Below are 14,096 nucleotides of genomic sequence, written 5' to 3' on the forward strand. Positions count from 1 at the left end.
CCCGGCAAACCGGTTCAGTCCATCTTGACCTCGCGGGCCGGCACCAGGACCCACGTCACGAGGACGAACAGCGCGATCAACGCCGCGACGAGCCAAGCCACCCAGCCCGTCGCCACCACGTCGAGAATCAGCCACACCGCTCCGACGTTCGCGAGAGCGAGGGTGCCAAGACCCCACCGCGATGACTGGTGGGCGGCCTCGACGAGCCAAGGCCGGGCATGGCGGTGGAAGAGCGCGCGGTGCAGGGCGACCGGCGTCATCAGCAGGAACGTCGCGGCGACGGCACAACACAGCACCGCGGCATACACGGCGTGCCGCGACTCCTCGAGGTCCTCGAAGCGAGGGGTGAACGGCAACGTCAGCAGGAAGCCGGTCAGGATCTGCACACCGGTCTGCGCGACCCGCAGCTCCTGCAGGAGCTCCTGCCAGTTGCGGTCGAGCTTGCCCTGCTGCGAGGACGCGGCCACCTCAGTGGTTGCGGAGGGCCTTGACCAGCTCCGACTTGTTCTTGCCCGAGTAGTTCTTCAGCCCGAGCTCCTTGGCCCGCTTCTTGAGGTCATCGACCTTCCAGTCCTCGTACGACCCGGACTTCCCGCCCTTGCGGCCGACCGACGACTCGGACCTGCCCTTCTGGGCCGTGGCGTTCGAGATCCGAGCCGCCTTCTCCTTGGAGGCGCCGTCCTCGCGCAGGTCCTCGTACATGTCAGGGTTCTTGAGGCTCGAGTTCTTCTTGCCCGGCATGACTGCTCCTTTCCTTCGAGTGATTCAGAAGACGGCCTTGCCGCCCGTGACGCCCAGCACCGTGCCGGACACGTAGCTCGCGTCGCGCTCGGACGCGAGGAACACGAATGCCGGCGCGACCTCGGCCGGCTGCCCGGCCCGCCCCAGAGGGGTGTCCTTGCCGAACTTCTCGACCTTCTCGACGGGCTGGGTCGCGGGCTGCAGAGGCGTCCAGATCGGCCCCGGCGCCACGGCGTTCACGCGTATGCCCTTGGGCCCGAGCTGGGCCGCAAGGTTGACCGTGGCGTTGTTGATGGCCGCCTTGGTCGCGGCATAGTCGAGCAGTGTGCTCGACGGGTCGTAGGCCTGGATCGAGGAGTTGTTGATGATCGACGACCCCGGCTGCAGATGGGCCACGGCGGCGCGGGTCAGCCAGAACAACGCGTAGAGGTTCGTCGTGAAGACCCGGTCCATCCGCTCGTCCGTGATCTCCTCGATGCCCTCCTCGCGGGCCATCTGGAACCCCGCGTTGTTGACCAGCACGTCGAGCCCACCGAGCTGCTGCACCGTGTCCGCGACGACCCGGTCGCACGTCTCGCGGTCTCGCAGGTCTGCCTCGATCGCGACGTGCTGGCGACCTGCCTGGTCGAGCAGAGCGGACGTCTCGTCGGCGTCCGCCTTTTCCTCGGGCAGGTACGTGAACGCCACATCGGCGCCCTCCCGCGCATACGCGATCGCGACGGCCCGGCCGATGCCGGAGTCACCGCCCGTGATCAGCGCCTTGCGCCCCTCGAGGCGGCCATGGCCTTGGTAAGACTCCTCGCCGTGGTCCGGCACCGGCTGCATGTCGTTCGTCAGTCCCGGGGGCTCCTGCTGCTGAGGTGGGAATGCCTGTGCTTCGTCGTCGTGACTCATGCTCGGGACGTGCCCACCGCTCGAGGCATTAAACGCGATGACTGGCATCTGACGAGGCAACGCGATTCACTTAGGCATGCGATCCATCTGGAAGGGCGCCATCAGCTTCGGTCTGGTCAACGTGCCCGTCAAGGTCTACAGCGCGACCCAGAGCCACGACGTCTCGCTGCACCAGGTCCACAACAAGGACGGCGGCCGGATCCGCTACCAACGCAAGTGCGAGGTGTGCAACAAGGTCGTCGCCTACGAGGACATCGACAAGGCCTACGACGACGGTGAGAAGACCGTCGTGCTCACGGACGAGGACTTCGCCTCCCTGCCGGCCGAGCGCAGCCACGAGATCGAGGTCGTCGAGTTCGTGCCCGCCGACCAGGTCGACGTCCTGATGCTCGACAAGGCCTATTTCCTCGAGCCCGAGGAGCGGGCGCTCAAGCCCTACACGTTGCTGCGGCGGGCACTCGAGGACTCCGACCGCACCGCGATCGTGCAGTTCGCCTTGCGCCAGAAGACCCGGCTCGCGGCCCTGCGCGTCCGCGACAACGTCCTGGTCCTCCAGACGATGCTGTGGGACGACGAGGTTCGCAAGCCCGAGTTCGACGTGCTCGACTCGACGCCGCGCATCAGCCAGAAGGAACGCGACATGGCAGCACAGCTCGTCGACTCGCTGTCGGAGGACTTCGACCCCTCGGCGTTCACCGACGACTACCAGGAGCAGCTGCGTACGTTGATCGAGGCCAAGATCGAGCAGGGCGCCTCGCTCGACACCGAGGCCACGTTCGGCGAGCAGCCCGAGGACGAGAGCGCCGACGTCGTCGACCTGATGGAGGCGCTCAAGCGCAGCGTCGACCGCAAGAAGGCGTCCAAGAAGGCCCCGGCCAAGAAGAGCGCCGCCAAGAAGAAGCCGGCGGCCAAGAAGAAGGCCGGCTAGGTCGCCGGGGTCTGCTCGGGCGACAGCTGCGGCGTCTCGAACGTCGCGTCCGGTGAGTTGCGGTGCTCGACGACCCACTCGGCGACGTAGCGCAGCTTGACGTTGTGGGCCTGCGACTGGCGGCGCAGGAAGTCGAAGGCCCGGTCGGGCTCGAGGTCGAAGCGTTCCATGAGGATGCCCTGCGCCTGTCCGATCAGCTTGCGGGCGTCGATCGCGACCTGCAGGCCCTCCTCGTTGTGGGCGTTGGCCAGCGCGACAGCGGCATGGCGTACGAAGATCGTCGCCACCGCGACGTCGTCGTCGTCGAAGGCATTGACGTGGTCGGCGTAGAGATTGAGCGAGCCGTAACGACGCGTCCGTGTCTCGAGCCGGACGCTCAGCACGCTCCGGATGCCGAGCTCGGCGACGGCGGGGCCCCACTTGAGCCAGCGGGGATCGTTGCCGACGTCGCCGGACTGATAGATCGCCTCACCCTCGATCGCGTCGAGGCACGGCCCTTCGTCGTGCACGATCTGCAGGTTGTGGGACTCACCGACGCGCTGCGAGGTGGCGGCCGCCGTCTCGATCTGGTTGCGGGCGTGGACGAGCATGATGCCGGCGTCCTCGCAGCTCGTCGCGACCCGCGCGTACTCGGCGATCAGCTCGACCGTGCGTTCAGCAGTGGGCTCGTCGTGGAGGTCGAGGGCCATCTGTGAGAAGAAGGTCGAACTGTCCACCGGGGTACTCCTAACCGGGCCCTTCACGAGGAACGCCCTCTGACAGAAATATATAGCGCTTGGGGTGCGGTGTTTGCTGCCAGTTGCGCTGGGTACGAGGGCCGCAGCACGCGGACGCACTGAGGCGGCAACACCGTGCCGCTCCACGATTCTCGGGAAGGGGATGCCCGATGATCCTGGGACCGGGCTCCACCGGAACCACCGTCACCCTCTTCGGCGGGAGCGATCCGCTCGATCACGCCCTCAGCAACCACCTCGACCAGCGTGGCTGCAAGACGCATTCGGTCACCGTCGCGACCGGATGGTTGCAGTCGGTGACACACGCGATCATGCGGCTCGACACCGTGGCCGGCGCCGAGGCGTTCAAGCAGCTGGCCGACACCCCGGCGCCTCGCTCGCACGTCGTCGCCGTCTGCCCCGAGACCGACGACGACGCGGAGTCCGAGCGAGTCCGCGACCTGTGCCGAGCGTGCGGCGTGCACCACGACGTCGCCCTGATCTTGCACCCTCCGCTCGGCGCCGACGGCATCGCAGCCTCGACGGCGAGCACGACTGCGGCGCTGGCCGCCACCGTCGCGGACGAGATGGCCGACCACCTCACCGTGGGCGCACCCGCGTTCGTCACCCGCCCGTTCACGCTCGACTCCGGTGGTCATTGAGCCTCGAGCTCCACGGCACCGTCGTCGAACATGCCGACGGTCGCGCGTACGTCCCACAGTGCCGCGGGTGAGCTGATCGTCTGCACGGCGATCTTGGCGGTGCCGTCGCCGTCGAGCGCCGACGCGACCACGTCGTGGTGGAGGGCGAACTCGTGAAGCAGATCGCGCTGGATGTGGGGGCCGCTCAGGCGAAACGTCAAGGTGGTGCGCTGCACTAAACCGTTCCTCGGGTCAGCAAGATGGAGCGGCTGCTGCTGAACCGGCGACTGCACTCTACCCAAGACATGAAGATGGGCGGCCACCGGATCGGTGACCGCCCATCGTCAGGCGGCGTCGGCTGCGAGCGCGGATTCTCGAAGCCTGGCCAGCAGCTTGGCGAGCCGTCGGGAGATCTGCATCTGGCTCACCCCGACGATCTCCGCGATCTCCTGCTGGGTCTTGTCCTCCACGAACCTGAGCCGGAGCAGGAGTCGCTCGTCGTCGTCGAGCTCGCGGCACAGCGGCTCGATCGTGACCCAGTCGTCAATGAACTCGTAGTCGGACGTGTCCCCGGCGATCGTCTCGCCCAGTGGCCGGCCGCTCTCGCGTACGGGCTGGTCGAGCGACGTCGGCGAGAAGCAGCTGCGTGCCGCCATCGCCTCCCGGACGTCGTCGATGCCGGCGTCGATCTCGTCGGCGATCGTCTCGATGTCCGGCTGCCGGGAGTCCGACTGCAGGCACCGTTCGGTCGCGCTGGAGATGTCCGCCTGCATCTGCTGGATCCGGCGCGGGGGCCGGATGCCCCAGCAGTAGTCGCGGAAGTACTTCTTGATCTCGCCGAGGATGGTGACCGTGGCGAAGGGTACGAACTCACCACGGTCGTGGTCGAAGCCACGAATGGCCTTGACCAAGGCGAAGCAGGCGACCTGGGCCAGGTCGTCGCGGTCGGCTCCCCGGCCGGCATAACGCCCGGCCAGATGGTGCGCGAGCCCGAGGTGGCGACGAACCACCTCGTCCTCGAGGAGCTCTCGTTCGGCATCGTCGGCGTGACGTGCCGCTTCGATCAAATCGTGCGTGTCATCGTGCTGCGCCAATGCGGGAGCAGTGTTCACGGTAAAACCCCCAGGGGTCTCGATCCGTCAACCGGCTTCTGCTCAACCGGTCCCCCCACCATGGCACTGTGGAGTCTGAAGTGCAAGAGGCTCGTGGTCGCAACTGACTAGTCGATATGGTTCGAACTAACCATCAGCGTCTCGGTGCGGCGCGTTCCCTCGCGTTTCGCCCGGTTTCCCCCGGGTACGAGCCGGTGAGCGAGAGGAGGCCCGATGGCGCGCAAAAGCGACACCCAGACCGTGTCGGTCGCCGGCCACCGCCTCCGCCTCACCCATCCCGACAAGGTCGTCTATCCGTCGACCGGCACGACCAAGGCCGAGGTCATCTCCTACTACATGGAGATCGCGCCGTTTCTCCTGCCGCACCTCGCCGGTCGCATCGTGACGCGCAAGCGCTGGGTCGACGGCGTCGGCACGGCCGAGCAGCCGGGCGAGGTGTTCTTCGAGAAGAACCTGCCGTCGTCGGCGCCGGACTGGATCAGGCGTGTGGAGATCCAGCACAGTGACCACGTCAACACCTACCCGGTGTTCGACAGCGCGGCTGCGCTCGCGTGGGCCGGGCAGGTCGGCGCGCTCGAGCTGCACGTGCCGCAGTGGAAGGTCGACAGCCGCGGCAAGAAGCTCAACCCGGACCACCTCGTGCTCGACCTCGATCCCGGACCGGGCGCAGGCCTGCCCGAGTGTGTCGAGGTCGCCAAGCGGGCTCGCGCGCTGCTGCGCGAGCTCGACCTCGACGCGTACCCCGTGACGAGCGGCAGCAAGGGCATCCACCTGTATGCCGGGCTCGACGGCGAGCACGACGCCGACTACGTCAACCAGTTCGCCAAGCAGTTCGCCCAGGTGCTCGAGGCCGACCTGCCGGACCTCGTGGTCAGCTCCATGAAGAAGAGCCTGCGCGGCGGCAAGGTGCTGGTCGACTGGAGCCAGAACAACGCCAACAAGACGACGATCGCGCCCTATTCGTTGCGCGGGCGGACCGAGCCGTACGTCGCGGTGCCCCGCACGTGGCGCGAGCTCAACGACGACCTGCAGCACCTCACGATGGACGAGGTGCTGCAACGCATGAAGCGCCGCAAGGACCCCATGGCGGAGCTCGCCGGCCCGAAGCCCGCAAGCGACAAGCTCGCGACCTACCGGTCGAAGCGCGATGCCAAGAAGACGCCCGAGCCGGTGCCGGATGAGATGCCCGGAGCCGGCGACGGAAAGTCCTTCGTGATCCAGGAACACCACGCGAGCAGCCTGCACTGGGACTTCCGGCTCGAGCACGACGGCGTGCTGGTGTCGTGGGCGCTGCCCAAGGGGCCGCCGACGGACCCCAAGAAGAATCACCTGGCGGTGCAGACCGAGGACCACCCGCTCGAGTACGGCACGTTCGAGGGCACGATTCCCAAGGGCGAGTACGGCGGCGGCGAGGTCACGATCTGGGACATCGGGACGTTCGAGCTCGAGAAGTGGCGCGACGGCAAGGAGGTCATCGCGACGCTCACGGGCCGCAAGGGCGGTGGACTGGGCGGCACCCGCAAGTTCGCGCTGATCAAGACCGGCAAGAACTGGCTGATCCACCTCATGGACACGCCGAAGCCCACCCGCAAGAAGGCCCCCGCGAAGTCGATGAAGAAGGGCTTCGTCGCGCCGATGCTCGCCAAGCTCGGGTCGGCGGGCGACATCCACGACGAGGACGACTGGGCGTTCGAGATGAAGTGGGACGGCATCCGGGCCGTCGCCGTGATCGACGGCAAGGACGTCGGCCTGTTCACGCGCAACGAGAACGATGTCACCGCGGGCTACCCCGAGGTCGTCAGCGCGCTGGCCGAGCTGGGGCTCGACGACACGGTGCTCGACGGCGAGATCGTCGCGCTCAACGCCGCGGGGGTTCCCGACTTCGGCCGGCTGCAGCAGCGCATGGGACTGACCAAGGAGGCCGACGTCGAGGCGGCCCGCCGCGACGTGCCGGTCAAGTACCTCGTGTTCGACGTGATGCGTTCCGCCGGCGAATCACTTGTCGACCGGACGTACGTCGACCGGCGCGAGGCGCTGCACCAGCTCGCGATCGCGGCCGACGTCGTCGAGGTGCCCAAGGCCTACGACGGGTCGCTCGAGGACGCTGTCGAGTCGAGCAAGACGCTCGGGCTCGAAGGCGTGCTGGCCAAGCGGCGCGACAGCCGTTATCTCGGGGGCAAGCGCGCGACGGCGTGGACCAAGGTCAAGCACCAGCGCATGCAGGAGGTCGTCGTCGGCGGCTGGCGCACGGGCCAAGGAGCGCGCAGCGGCAAGATCGGCGCGTTGCTGCTCGGCATCCCCACCGAGGACGGGCTCCGCTACGTCGGCAAGGTCGGCACGGGGTTCGACGAGCGTACGTTGGCCGACCTCCAGAAGCGGCTGTCGAAGCTGTCCCGCAAGACCAGCCCGTTCGGCGACATCCCCCGCGAGATCTCCCGCGACGCGCAGTGGGTGACGCCCAGCCTGGTCGGTGAGGTCTCGTTCGCGGAGTGGACGGCCGGTGGCCATCTCCGCCAGCCCAGCTGGCGCGGCATACGCACGGACAAGAAGCCCCAGGAGGTCGCCTTGGAGTGAGGCTGCGACCGATCGAAACCCAAACCCGACACGAGGAGAACCCATGCCGTTCAAGAAGAAGAAGTTCCGCAACCGACTCGAAGCACGCCTGGACGACCTGGCGAGCCAGACCGAGGAGCTCCGCCAGCAAGTCGTCGACCGGGCGCCGGGCGTACGCGACTCACTGGTCGACATGCTGCCCGACAAGGACCAGCTGCGTGACCTGCGCGACGACCTGTTCGACCGCCTCCCTGACGGTGTCGCGGACAAGGTGCCCGACAAGGTCAAGCCCAAGAAGCGCTCGAAGCTCAAGCGCGTCGCGTTCCTCGGCGTGCTGACCGGCGCCGGCGCGGCAGCGTTCGCCGCGGTGAAGGGCAAGGGTCAGACTCCGCCGCGGCCCGAGCCGTTCCCGGCGCCACCCACGCCGCCGGCCCCGGCGGACGTCACGGCACCGAAGCCGGCCAAGAAGGCACCTGCCAAGAAGCCGTGAGCACCGACACGAGATCCCCGGGCGGCGCCTGGGGATCTCGTGCGTTCGCAGACGAATGGGCTCGGTCTTTCGGGGTATGCCGGTCGGAACCACTCGTGCCCGGAGGGACTCCCATGACGACTGACATCGACCCGGCCTGGACGACGGAGGAACTGAGCTCCATCCGCGACGGGCTGGTGCTGGCCGCCGAGCGGCTCCGGGCAGAGCTCGCGATCCTCGACAGCGCATCGGCGCAAGCCGTCTCAGCCTCGACCCTCGAGGTGCTGCATGACGAGATCGACGTGGCCAGCCACCGCTCCGAGCTGATGCAGGACGCCGTGCAGGCAGAGAACGCCGCGGCGATCCTCGAGCAGACCGAGCACGTCCTGGCCAGGTTGGACCTCGGGCTCTACGGCGTGTGCGAGCGGTGCTCCGCGGCGATCGGCCGGCCGCGGCTCGAAGCGTTCCCGCGCGCCACGCTCTGCATGACCTGCGTCGCGTGACTCCGCGGAATCGCCGGGAGGAATCCTGAGCCCGGGCATTTGGCAGGGTCCGGCTAGGCTCTGTGCGTGACGGATCAGAAGAAGACGCGCAAGCAGCTGCCGGTATGGCAGGAATCGATCCTTCTGGTCGCCACCGCCATGGTCATGGCCGTGGTCGTCAAGACGTTCTTCCTCCAGGCGTTCTACATCCCGTCGGAGTCGATGGAACCGACGATGCTCGTCAACGACAAGATCCTGGTGCAGAAGGTCTCCTACTGGGGCGGTGACGTGAAGCGCGGCGACATCGTCGTGTTCGACGACCCGGGAGGCTGGCTGAGCGCCGAGGACTCCAAGCACGCGTCCAACCCGATCCAGAAGGCGCTCGAGACCGTCGGCCTGTTCCCCACCGGCGGCCACCTGATCAAGCGCGTGATCGGCGTCGGTGGCGACACCGTCGCGTGCTGCACCGACGGCAAGCTGACGGTCAACGGCAAGGAGCTCACCGAGCCCTACGTGCTCGACGAGACCGCCACCAAGGACAAGACGTTCGAGGTCAAGGTGCCCAAGGGTCACCTCTGGGTCATGGGCGACAATCGCGGCAACTCCAGCGACTCGCGCGCCCACATGGGTGACCCGGGCGGCGGATTCATCTCCGAGAGCAGCGTCGTCGGCAAGGCTTGGCTGCGGGTGTGGCCGCTCGGCCGGGCCGGGTTCATCCACAAGCCCGACACGTTCGACGCCAACCTCAGCCCCTGACGAGTCGCACCAGCGACGAAGTCCCGCCCGAGCATCAGCTCCGGCGGGACTTCTTGTGTCAGCCAGCGAACAGAACCTTCGGCCGGATGCCGCGACGATGAGGCGCACACGCGGCGAAGACCCCGCCGCTAGCCGAAGGGACACACTCATGAGTCACCACAAGCACAAGCTGGACCGTCAGGTCGAGAACGACCTGCTCCGCATGACCACGTTCGATGCCGCCCTCGTCAGGGTGCTCGCCACGGTCGGCACCTCGGTGCACGTCCCGAAGGGCTGGGCGATCATGATGGAGATGACGCCCGCAGACTCGGCCTACATCCTGCTCCAGGGCAACGTGGAGATTCGCAAGTCGGGTGAGGTCCGCAGGACCCTGGGTCCCGGCGAGGTGTTCGGGGAGATCGCCGTGGTCGACCACCGTCTGCGAAGCGCCTCGGTCGTCGCGTCCACCGACGTCACGGCTCTGCGTGTCGAGGGTGCGGCCCTCGAAGCCTTGGTCGACATGAACCCCGCGTTCGCCGACGCGCTGCATTCCTCGGCGGCGAGTCGCCTGGCAGCGTTCTAACGGCGCCGGACGCAGTGGGTCATCGACCCGCTTCGCGTACCAGTGCCTGCTCGTCGAGGACGGTCACCCTGCCGCGCGCGACCTGGACGACCCCTTCGCGCACGAGCTGCTGAAGGGCCTGGTTGATCGACGGCCGGGTGCCGCCGACCAGGTCGGCCAGCTGCTCCTGCGTCAAGGGGATCGTGAGTCCCGAGTCCTGCCCGCCGAACACCTCGGCCAGGTCGAGGAGAGCGCGACACAGTCGCTGGTCCAGGTCGACGTACCTCGCCTCCAACAGATCCGCGCTGAGCTTCCTGATGCGAGCGGCCATCAGACCCCCCACCAGCCGCTCGACTCGGGGATGGCTCTCGCACAGGCGGTGAAATGCCGGTTGCGTGAGCACCAGGGTCTCGGCTGCGTCGAGCGACACGATCGTTGCCGACCGCGGCGCCGGCTCCCGCTCACCCAGCATCGAGAGCTCGCCGAACCAGTCACCCGAGCCGAGCACGTTGAGCGTCGCCAGGTCGCCGTCGGGTGTCGAGACCATCACGGAGAAGTGCCCCGAGGTGATCAGGTGCACTGAGTCCGAGCGGTCACCCGCGTGGAAGACGATCTCCCCCTTGACGAACGAGCGACGTCTCGCTGCTCCCAGGACGGCCTCCTGCTCGCCATCGTCCAGCGATGCCAGCGGCGACCAGTGCATGCCGAAGTCCTATCACAGGTTCCGCCTGGAACGGCGGGCTCAAGCCATGCGCGGCTCGTACATCGCGATGGGGAAGTGGACGCCTTTGACCTCGACCTCGCCGCGTGGCTCGCAGACGACGCCGTCCGGCACGAGGTGCCAGCTCGTCTTCGAGAGCAGCACGGATCCAGGTGGGCACTCTGCCTGGATGCGGGCCGCGATGTTGGTCTGCAGCCCGATGCCCGTGTACGTCGCGCGCACGGCGGAACCGAACGTGCCGATCGACAGGACGCCCGTGTTGATGCCGATCCTTGCCCGCAGATCCTGGTCGATCCCCAGCGCGTACCAGCTCTGGCTCCACACGGGCAACGAACCTTGGAGCTCCTGAGCGGCGTCGAGGGCTGACTTGACCTGGTCCCGCGGCTCCATCTCGTCGGGTGCACCGAAGATCGCCATCACCCCGTCGCCGGCGAACTCGTTCAGCGTGCCGCCGTGGCTCTCCACGATCTGGGCGACCGAGCCCAGGTACTCATTGACGATCTCGGCCAGGGCTTCCGGGTCGAGCCGGTCGGCCAAGGTCGTGAATCCCACGACGTCGGCGAAGAACACCGTGACCCGGCGCCGCTGAGGGGAGTCGACCGTCGTGTCGCCGTGCTCGAGCCGGTCAGCGACCGCGGGCGGGGCATAACGACGTATGAGTGCGCGGGAGCCCAGCAGCTCGTCCTGCTGACGGGCGATGACCTGCTCATCGACGAATCGGCCGCGCAACGTGTTCTCGATGACCACGCTGATTCCGAGCACGATCAGCGACGCCGAGCTCAGCAGCCACAGCTGGTAGTTGAGCGTGCCGTCCCACGTGCCGTCACGATCGGCATTGACGACCGCGACCGCGATCGTCACGGGCAAGGTCACCAGGAGGACGACCCCTGTGCTCCTGAAGGAAAATTGCAGGATCGGCGCGATGAACATGAAGAACACGACGGTCGACACCATCAAGTTCGGCATGTCGGCTGCCTCGGTCCAGTAGAGACCCAGCTGTGCGCACAGGGTCGTCACCGTCAGGACCGTGGGCTGCAACCACAGCCGCATATGGCGCTGGCCGAGAAGCGCTGGAATGAGCACCGCGGGGAGACCGACACCCCAGCACAAGGTCGTGATCTTGAACGGCAGGATCGCACCGTCGAGATCCAGGACGCGCGGCAGGACGAACGGAGTGGTGGCCCAGACCACGACCGAGATCCACAGGATGCCGCGGCTGGTGGGCCACGTGCGGCTGAGGAACCACTCGTCGTACTGGGCCTCGGTCGAGCCGCTGAACCTGCCGAGCGTGCTCGCTCGTCCCAGGTCCGCCGGCACGATCCGCTCGATGTCCATGACCGGACGATACGGGTCGCCGGCAGCCGTTCGGCGCACAACGAAGAAACCCGCCACCCCAGCTTCTGGCTGGAACGACGGGAATGTCTGGCGCGCCCGAAGGGATTCGAACCCCTAACCTTCTGATCCGTAGTCAGATGCTCTATCCGTTGAGCTACGGGCGCATGCCCCGAAGGGCCTCGCTGAGTCTAGCGTGGCCCTTCGCCGAGGGAAAATCTGGCCAGTTGCCCGGACTCGACCCACCTGCGCCGCACGTCCCCTAGGGTGAGGCACAACAACCTGTCACCGATCGGGGAGGACCCGTCATGTCGGCACGTCCGCTGCGCAGAATTGCCAGCGTCACCTCAACCTTTGCGCTGGTCGCGGCCGGCATCGCCGTGTCCACCAGCGCTGCCACCGCAGCGCCACCGGCCCCGGGCTCCGACCCGTGTCCGGCCGCGCTGCCGATCGGCGACCTTGTCGCCGGCGTCACGACCGTGACCGGTCTCACGACGGTCAAGGGCACGACGCCCGAGGAGTTCCACGGCACGTACGTCGGAACCATCGAGAACGGCATCGCACCCGGCCTCGACCTTCCGGTCTTCGACATGGAAGGCAGCCGCATCACCCACGCCGACGGCAGCGTCGACGCCGGCATCTGGGCCGGCATGTCCGGCTCGCCGGTGTACGACGACGCCACAGGCGCCCTGGTGGGCGCCGTCTCGTACGGCTTCAGCTCGGTCGCCAGCCCGCGCGCCGGCGTCACCCCCGCCACCTACATGTACGACCTCGCCAACCCGAAGTACGCGACGCTGTCGGCGGCACGCGGCACGGTGCGCGCCACGGCCAAGGAAGCCGACGCCATCGCGAAGGCCAGCGACGTGCCAGGTGCTCTCGGCACCGGGCACATCATCACGCCCAGCAAGCAGGTCAGCGGCATCGCCGCTGCCGCGGCCAACAAGATCGCGGCCAAGTCCCCGATGCTGCAGGCCAAGGCCCCCAACAAGTCCGGCGGCTTCCGCTCCGGCGGAGCGTCCCTGGGCGCCGACGCCGACTACCCGATCCAGGTGGGCGGCAACATCGCGACGACATTCTCCACCGGAGACGTCACGACCGCGGCCGTCGGCACCGTCACCGCGATCTGCGGCAACAAGGTGTTCGCCTACGGCCACCCGGACGAGTTCACCGGCAAGTCCACCGAGACGTTCAACGGCGCCAGCGCGGTCGACGTCCAGGAGGACGGCGGTCTCGACTCGTCCTACAAGATCGCGAACGTCGGCGCCGTCAAGGGCGTCATCAACCAGGACCGGCTCGCCGGCATCCTCGGCACACTCGGCCAGCAGCCCACCAACATCGAGGTCGTCACGCACGCGACCGGCCTCGGTGACACCCGCGACGCGACGACCAACGTCGCGGTTCCCGCGGCGCTGTCGTACGTCGTGTCGGCCCAGGTCTACAACGACGCGGTCTCGCTGCTCAACCAGTTCTCGTCGGGCGACGCGACCATGACCTGGAAGATCCACTACACCCGCACGATCGACGGCGTCCCGACGCCTGAGGTGTTCCAGCGGTCGCAGCGCGTGTCGGCGTTCGAGTTCTTCCCGGAGGAGGCGTCCTACCTGGCGGCCAGCGACGTCGAGGCGTTGGTCACGAACGGTTTCGAGAAGGTCACCGTCTCCAAGGTCGAGGTCAACTCGGCCTTCCTGCCGGACTATCGCGCGTTCCGCACCGTGGGTGCGCAGGTGCTGAGCAAGGGCGTGTGGAAGAACATCAGCTCGGCGACGCCGATCAAGGCCAAGCCGGGCGCCACGCTGAGCCTGCGGGTCAAGCTCGCCGCGGCGAACTACCTGTCCGAGGTGGCGCCGACGACCGTCCCGTTCCAGATCAGGACGTCGGCGGGCGCCAAGGGCACCGGCTCGATCCGACTGACCGGCCAGTCCTACAGCTGGGACGACGAGGAGGAGTTCGGCTTCGACGAGGGGGACGAGGAGATCGACGAGCCTCAGAGCCTCGACGAGCTGCTCGACCTGATCAAGCAGGAGCCGCGCGCGGACAACATCCTGCGTCGCTACCACCGCCCGAACACCTACTCCGAGCAGGACCTGTACGCCAACCTGCGGGGCCCGGGAATCGTCACCGGGTCCTTCGGCTTCAAGGTGTCGTTCGGCAGCTAGACCGTACGGACGAGGGAGGGGCGGTGCCGCGAGGCGCCGCCCCTCCCTGTCATACGT

The 14,096-nt window shown here is 67.7% G+C and carries 16 protein-coding genes and 1 tRNA gene; 8 read left to right on the forward strand and 9 right to left on the reverse strand.

What is annotated here, in order from left to right; translation table 11 throughout:
- Positions 1-14: 14 nt before the first annotated feature.
- From ASC61_RS06360 to ASC61_RS06370, 3 genes are read right to left on the reverse strand one after another with little or no spacing between them, the layout of a single operon-like run.
- A complete protein-coding gene (locus tag ASC61_RS06360) occupies positions 15-467 on the reverse strand; it encodes a DUF6328 family protein (protein WP_056210501.1) in 453 nt (150 codons plus the stop codon).
- Between the two features lies 1 nt (position 468).
- Positions 469-741, reverse strand: coding sequence for a DUF7218 family protein (locus ASC61_RS06365; protein WP_056210502.1), 273 nt, complete (start codon positions 739-741; stop codon positions 469-471).
- 24 nt (positions 742-765) lie between these two features.
- On the reverse strand, positions 766-1,635 hold the full coding sequence (locus ASC61_RS06370; RefSeq protein WP_056210503.1) for an SDR family oxidoreductase: 870 nt from the start codon (positions 1,633-1,635) through the stop codon (positions 766-768).
- A 76-nt stretch (positions 1,636-1,711) separates the two neighbouring features.
- Between ASC61_RS06370 and ku the strand changes: the two genes are divergently transcribed.
- Complete coding sequence (gene ku / locus ASC61_RS06375; protein WP_056210504.1) at positions 1,712-2,563, forward strand: non-homologous end joining protein Ku; 852 nt, start codon at positions 1,712-1,714, stop codon at positions 2,561-2,563.
- Here ku and ASC61_RS06380 read toward each other — a convergent pair.
- The gene (locus ASC61_RS06380) at positions 2,560-3,279 is read right to left on the reverse strand and encodes a GAF and ANTAR domain-containing protein (protein ID WP_056210505.1); all 720 of its coding nucleotides are present in this window, start codon (positions 3,277-3,279) and stop codon (positions 2,560-2,562) included. The genes ku and ASC61_RS06380 overlap by 4 nt on opposite strands.
- A gap of 170 nt (positions 3,280-3,449) precedes the next feature.
- Between ASC61_RS06380 and ASC61_RS06385 the strand changes: the two genes are divergently transcribed.
- Positions 3,450-3,938: a hypothetical protein gene (locus ASC61_RS06385; RefSeq protein WP_056210506.1), complete on the forward strand. Its 489-nt coding sequence runs from the start codon at positions 3,450-3,452 to the stop codon at positions 3,936-3,938.
- Here the strand turns inward: ASC61_RS06385 and ASC61_RS06390 are convergent.
- A complete protein-coding gene (locus ASC61_RS06390) occupies positions 3,932-4,153 on the reverse strand; it encodes a hypothetical protein (protein WP_056210507.1) in 222 nt (73 codons plus the stop codon). The two genes, ASC61_RS06385 and ASC61_RS06390, sit on opposite strands and share 7 nt — an antisense overlap.
- Positions 4,154-4,261: 108 nt before the next feature.
- Complete coding sequence (locus ASC61_RS06395; RefSeq protein WP_162243651.1) at positions 4,262-5,029, reverse strand: sigma-70 family RNA polymerase sigma factor; 768 nt, start codon at positions 5,027-5,029, stop codon at positions 4,262-4,264.
- A gap of 213 nt (positions 5,030-5,242) precedes the next feature.
- Between ASC61_RS06395 and ASC61_RS06400 the strand changes: the two genes are divergently transcribed.
- From ASC61_RS06400 to ASC61_RS06420, 5 genes are all read left to right on the forward strand, one after another.
- Positions 5,243-7,603, forward strand: coding sequence for an ATP-dependent DNA ligase (locus tag ASC61_RS06400; RefSeq protein ID WP_056210509.1), 2,361 nt, complete (start codon positions 5,243-5,245; stop codon positions 7,601-7,603).
- A gap of 43 nt (positions 7,604-7,646) precedes the next feature.
- Positions 7,647-8,072 (forward strand): hypothetical protein, encoded by a 426-nt coding sequence (locus ASC61_RS06405; RefSeq protein ID WP_056210510.1) that lies wholly within the window; start codon positions 7,647-7,649, stop codon positions 8,070-8,072.
- A 113-nt stretch (positions 8,073-8,185) separates the two neighbouring features.
- Positions 8,186-8,554 carry a TraR/DksA family transcriptional regulator gene (locus tag ASC61_RS06410; RefSeq protein WP_056210511.1) on the forward strand — a complete coding sequence of 123 codons (369 nt, stop codon included), beginning with the start codon at positions 8,186-8,188 and terminating at the stop codon, positions 8,552-8,554.
- A 66-nt stretch (positions 8,555-8,620) separates the two neighbouring features.
- Complete coding sequence (gene lepB / locus ASC61_RS06415) at positions 8,621-9,289, forward strand: signal peptidase I (protein ID WP_056210512.1); 669 nt, start codon at positions 8,621-8,623, stop codon at positions 9,287-9,289.
- A gap of 148 nt (positions 9,290-9,437) precedes the next feature.
- Positions 9,438-9,851 carry a cyclic nucleotide-binding domain-containing protein gene (locus tag ASC61_RS06420; RefSeq protein WP_235503502.1) on the forward strand — a complete coding sequence of 138 codons (414 nt, stop codon included), beginning with the start codon at positions 9,438-9,440 and terminating at the stop codon, positions 9,849-9,851.
- Positions 9,852-9,870: 19 nt separating this feature from the next.
- Here ASC61_RS06420 and ASC61_RS06425 read toward each other — a convergent pair whose 3' ends face one another.
- From ASC61_RS06425 to ASC61_RS06435, 3 genes are all read right to left on the reverse strand, one after another.
- Positions 9,871-10,533, reverse strand: a complete 663-nt coding sequence (locus ASC61_RS06425) for a Crp/Fnr family transcriptional regulator (RefSeq protein ID WP_056210513.1) — start codon at positions 10,531-10,533, stop codon at positions 9,871-9,873.
- A gap of 39 nt (positions 10,534-10,572) precedes the next feature.
- Entirely contained in the window at positions 10,573-11,886 is a 1,314-nt protein-coding gene (locus ASC61_RS06430; protein ID WP_056210514.1) for an adenylate/guanylate cyclase domain-containing protein, read from the reverse strand.
- Between the two features lie 88 nt (positions 11,887-11,974).
- A tRNA-Arg gene (locus ASC61_RS06435) sits at positions 11,975-12,050 on the reverse strand.
- Between the two features lie 141 nt (positions 12,051-12,191).
- On the opposite strand from ASC61_RS06435, the gene ASC61_RS06440 reads away from it, so the two are divergent.
- Positions 12,192-14,039: a hypothetical protein gene (locus ASC61_RS06440; protein WP_056210515.1), complete on the forward strand. Its 1,848-nt coding sequence runs from the start codon at positions 12,192-12,194 to the stop codon at positions 14,037-14,039.
- The last annotated feature ends 57 nt before the right edge of the window (positions 14,040-14,096 follow it).

The sequence above is a fragment of the Aeromicrobium sp. Root344 genome (assembly GCF_001425755.1).
Classification (GTDB): Bacteria; Actinomycetota; Actinomycetes; order Propionibacteriales; family Nocardioidaceae; genus Aeromicrobium.

Bases quoted from the DNA above. Each gene is read 5' to 3' on its own strand.
- ASC61_RS06425 (WP_056210513.1), bottom strand. From the start codon at position 10,533: ATGCACTGGTCGCCGCTGGCATCGCTGGACGATGGCGAGCAGGAGGCC.
- ASC61_RS06410 (WP_056210511.1), top strand. From the start codon at position 8,186: ATGACGACTGACATCGACCCGGCCTGGACGACGGAGGAACTGAGCTCC.
- ASC61_RS06430 (WP_056210514.1), bottom strand. From the start codon at position 11,886: ATGGACATCGAGCGGATCGTGCCGGCGGACCTGGGACGAGCGAGCACG.
- ASC61_RS06400 (WP_056210509.1), top strand. From the start codon at position 5,243: ATGGCGCGCAAAAGCGACACCCAGACCGTGTCGGTCGCCGGCCACCGC.
- ASC61_RS06420 (WP_235503502.1), top strand. From the start codon at position 9,438: ATGAGTCACCACAAGCACAAGCTGGACCGTCAGGTCGAGAACGACCTG.
- ASC61_RS06365 (WP_056210502.1), bottom strand. From the start codon at position 741: ATGCCGGGCAAGAAGAACTCGAGCCTCAAGAACCCTGACATGTACGAG.
- ASC61_RS06370 (WP_056210503.1), bottom strand. From the start codon at position 1,635: ATGAGTCACGACGACGAAGCACAGGCATTCCCACCTCAGCAGCAGGAG.
- ASC61_RS06385 (WP_056210506.1), top strand. From the start codon at position 3,450: ATGATCCTGGGACCGGGCTCCACCGGAACCACCGTCACCCTCTTCGGC.
- ASC61_RS06440 (WP_056210515.1), top strand. From the start codon at position 12,192: ATGTCGGCACGTCCGCTGCGCAGAATTGCCAGCGTCACCTCAACCTTT.
- ASC61_RS06405 (WP_056210510.1), top strand. From the start codon at position 7,647: ATGCCGTTCAAGAAGAAGAAGTTCCGCAACCGACTCGAAGCACGCCTG.
- ku (WP_056210504.1), top strand. From the start codon at position 1,712: ATGCGATCCATCTGGAAGGGCGCCATCAGCTTCGGTCTGGTCAACGTG.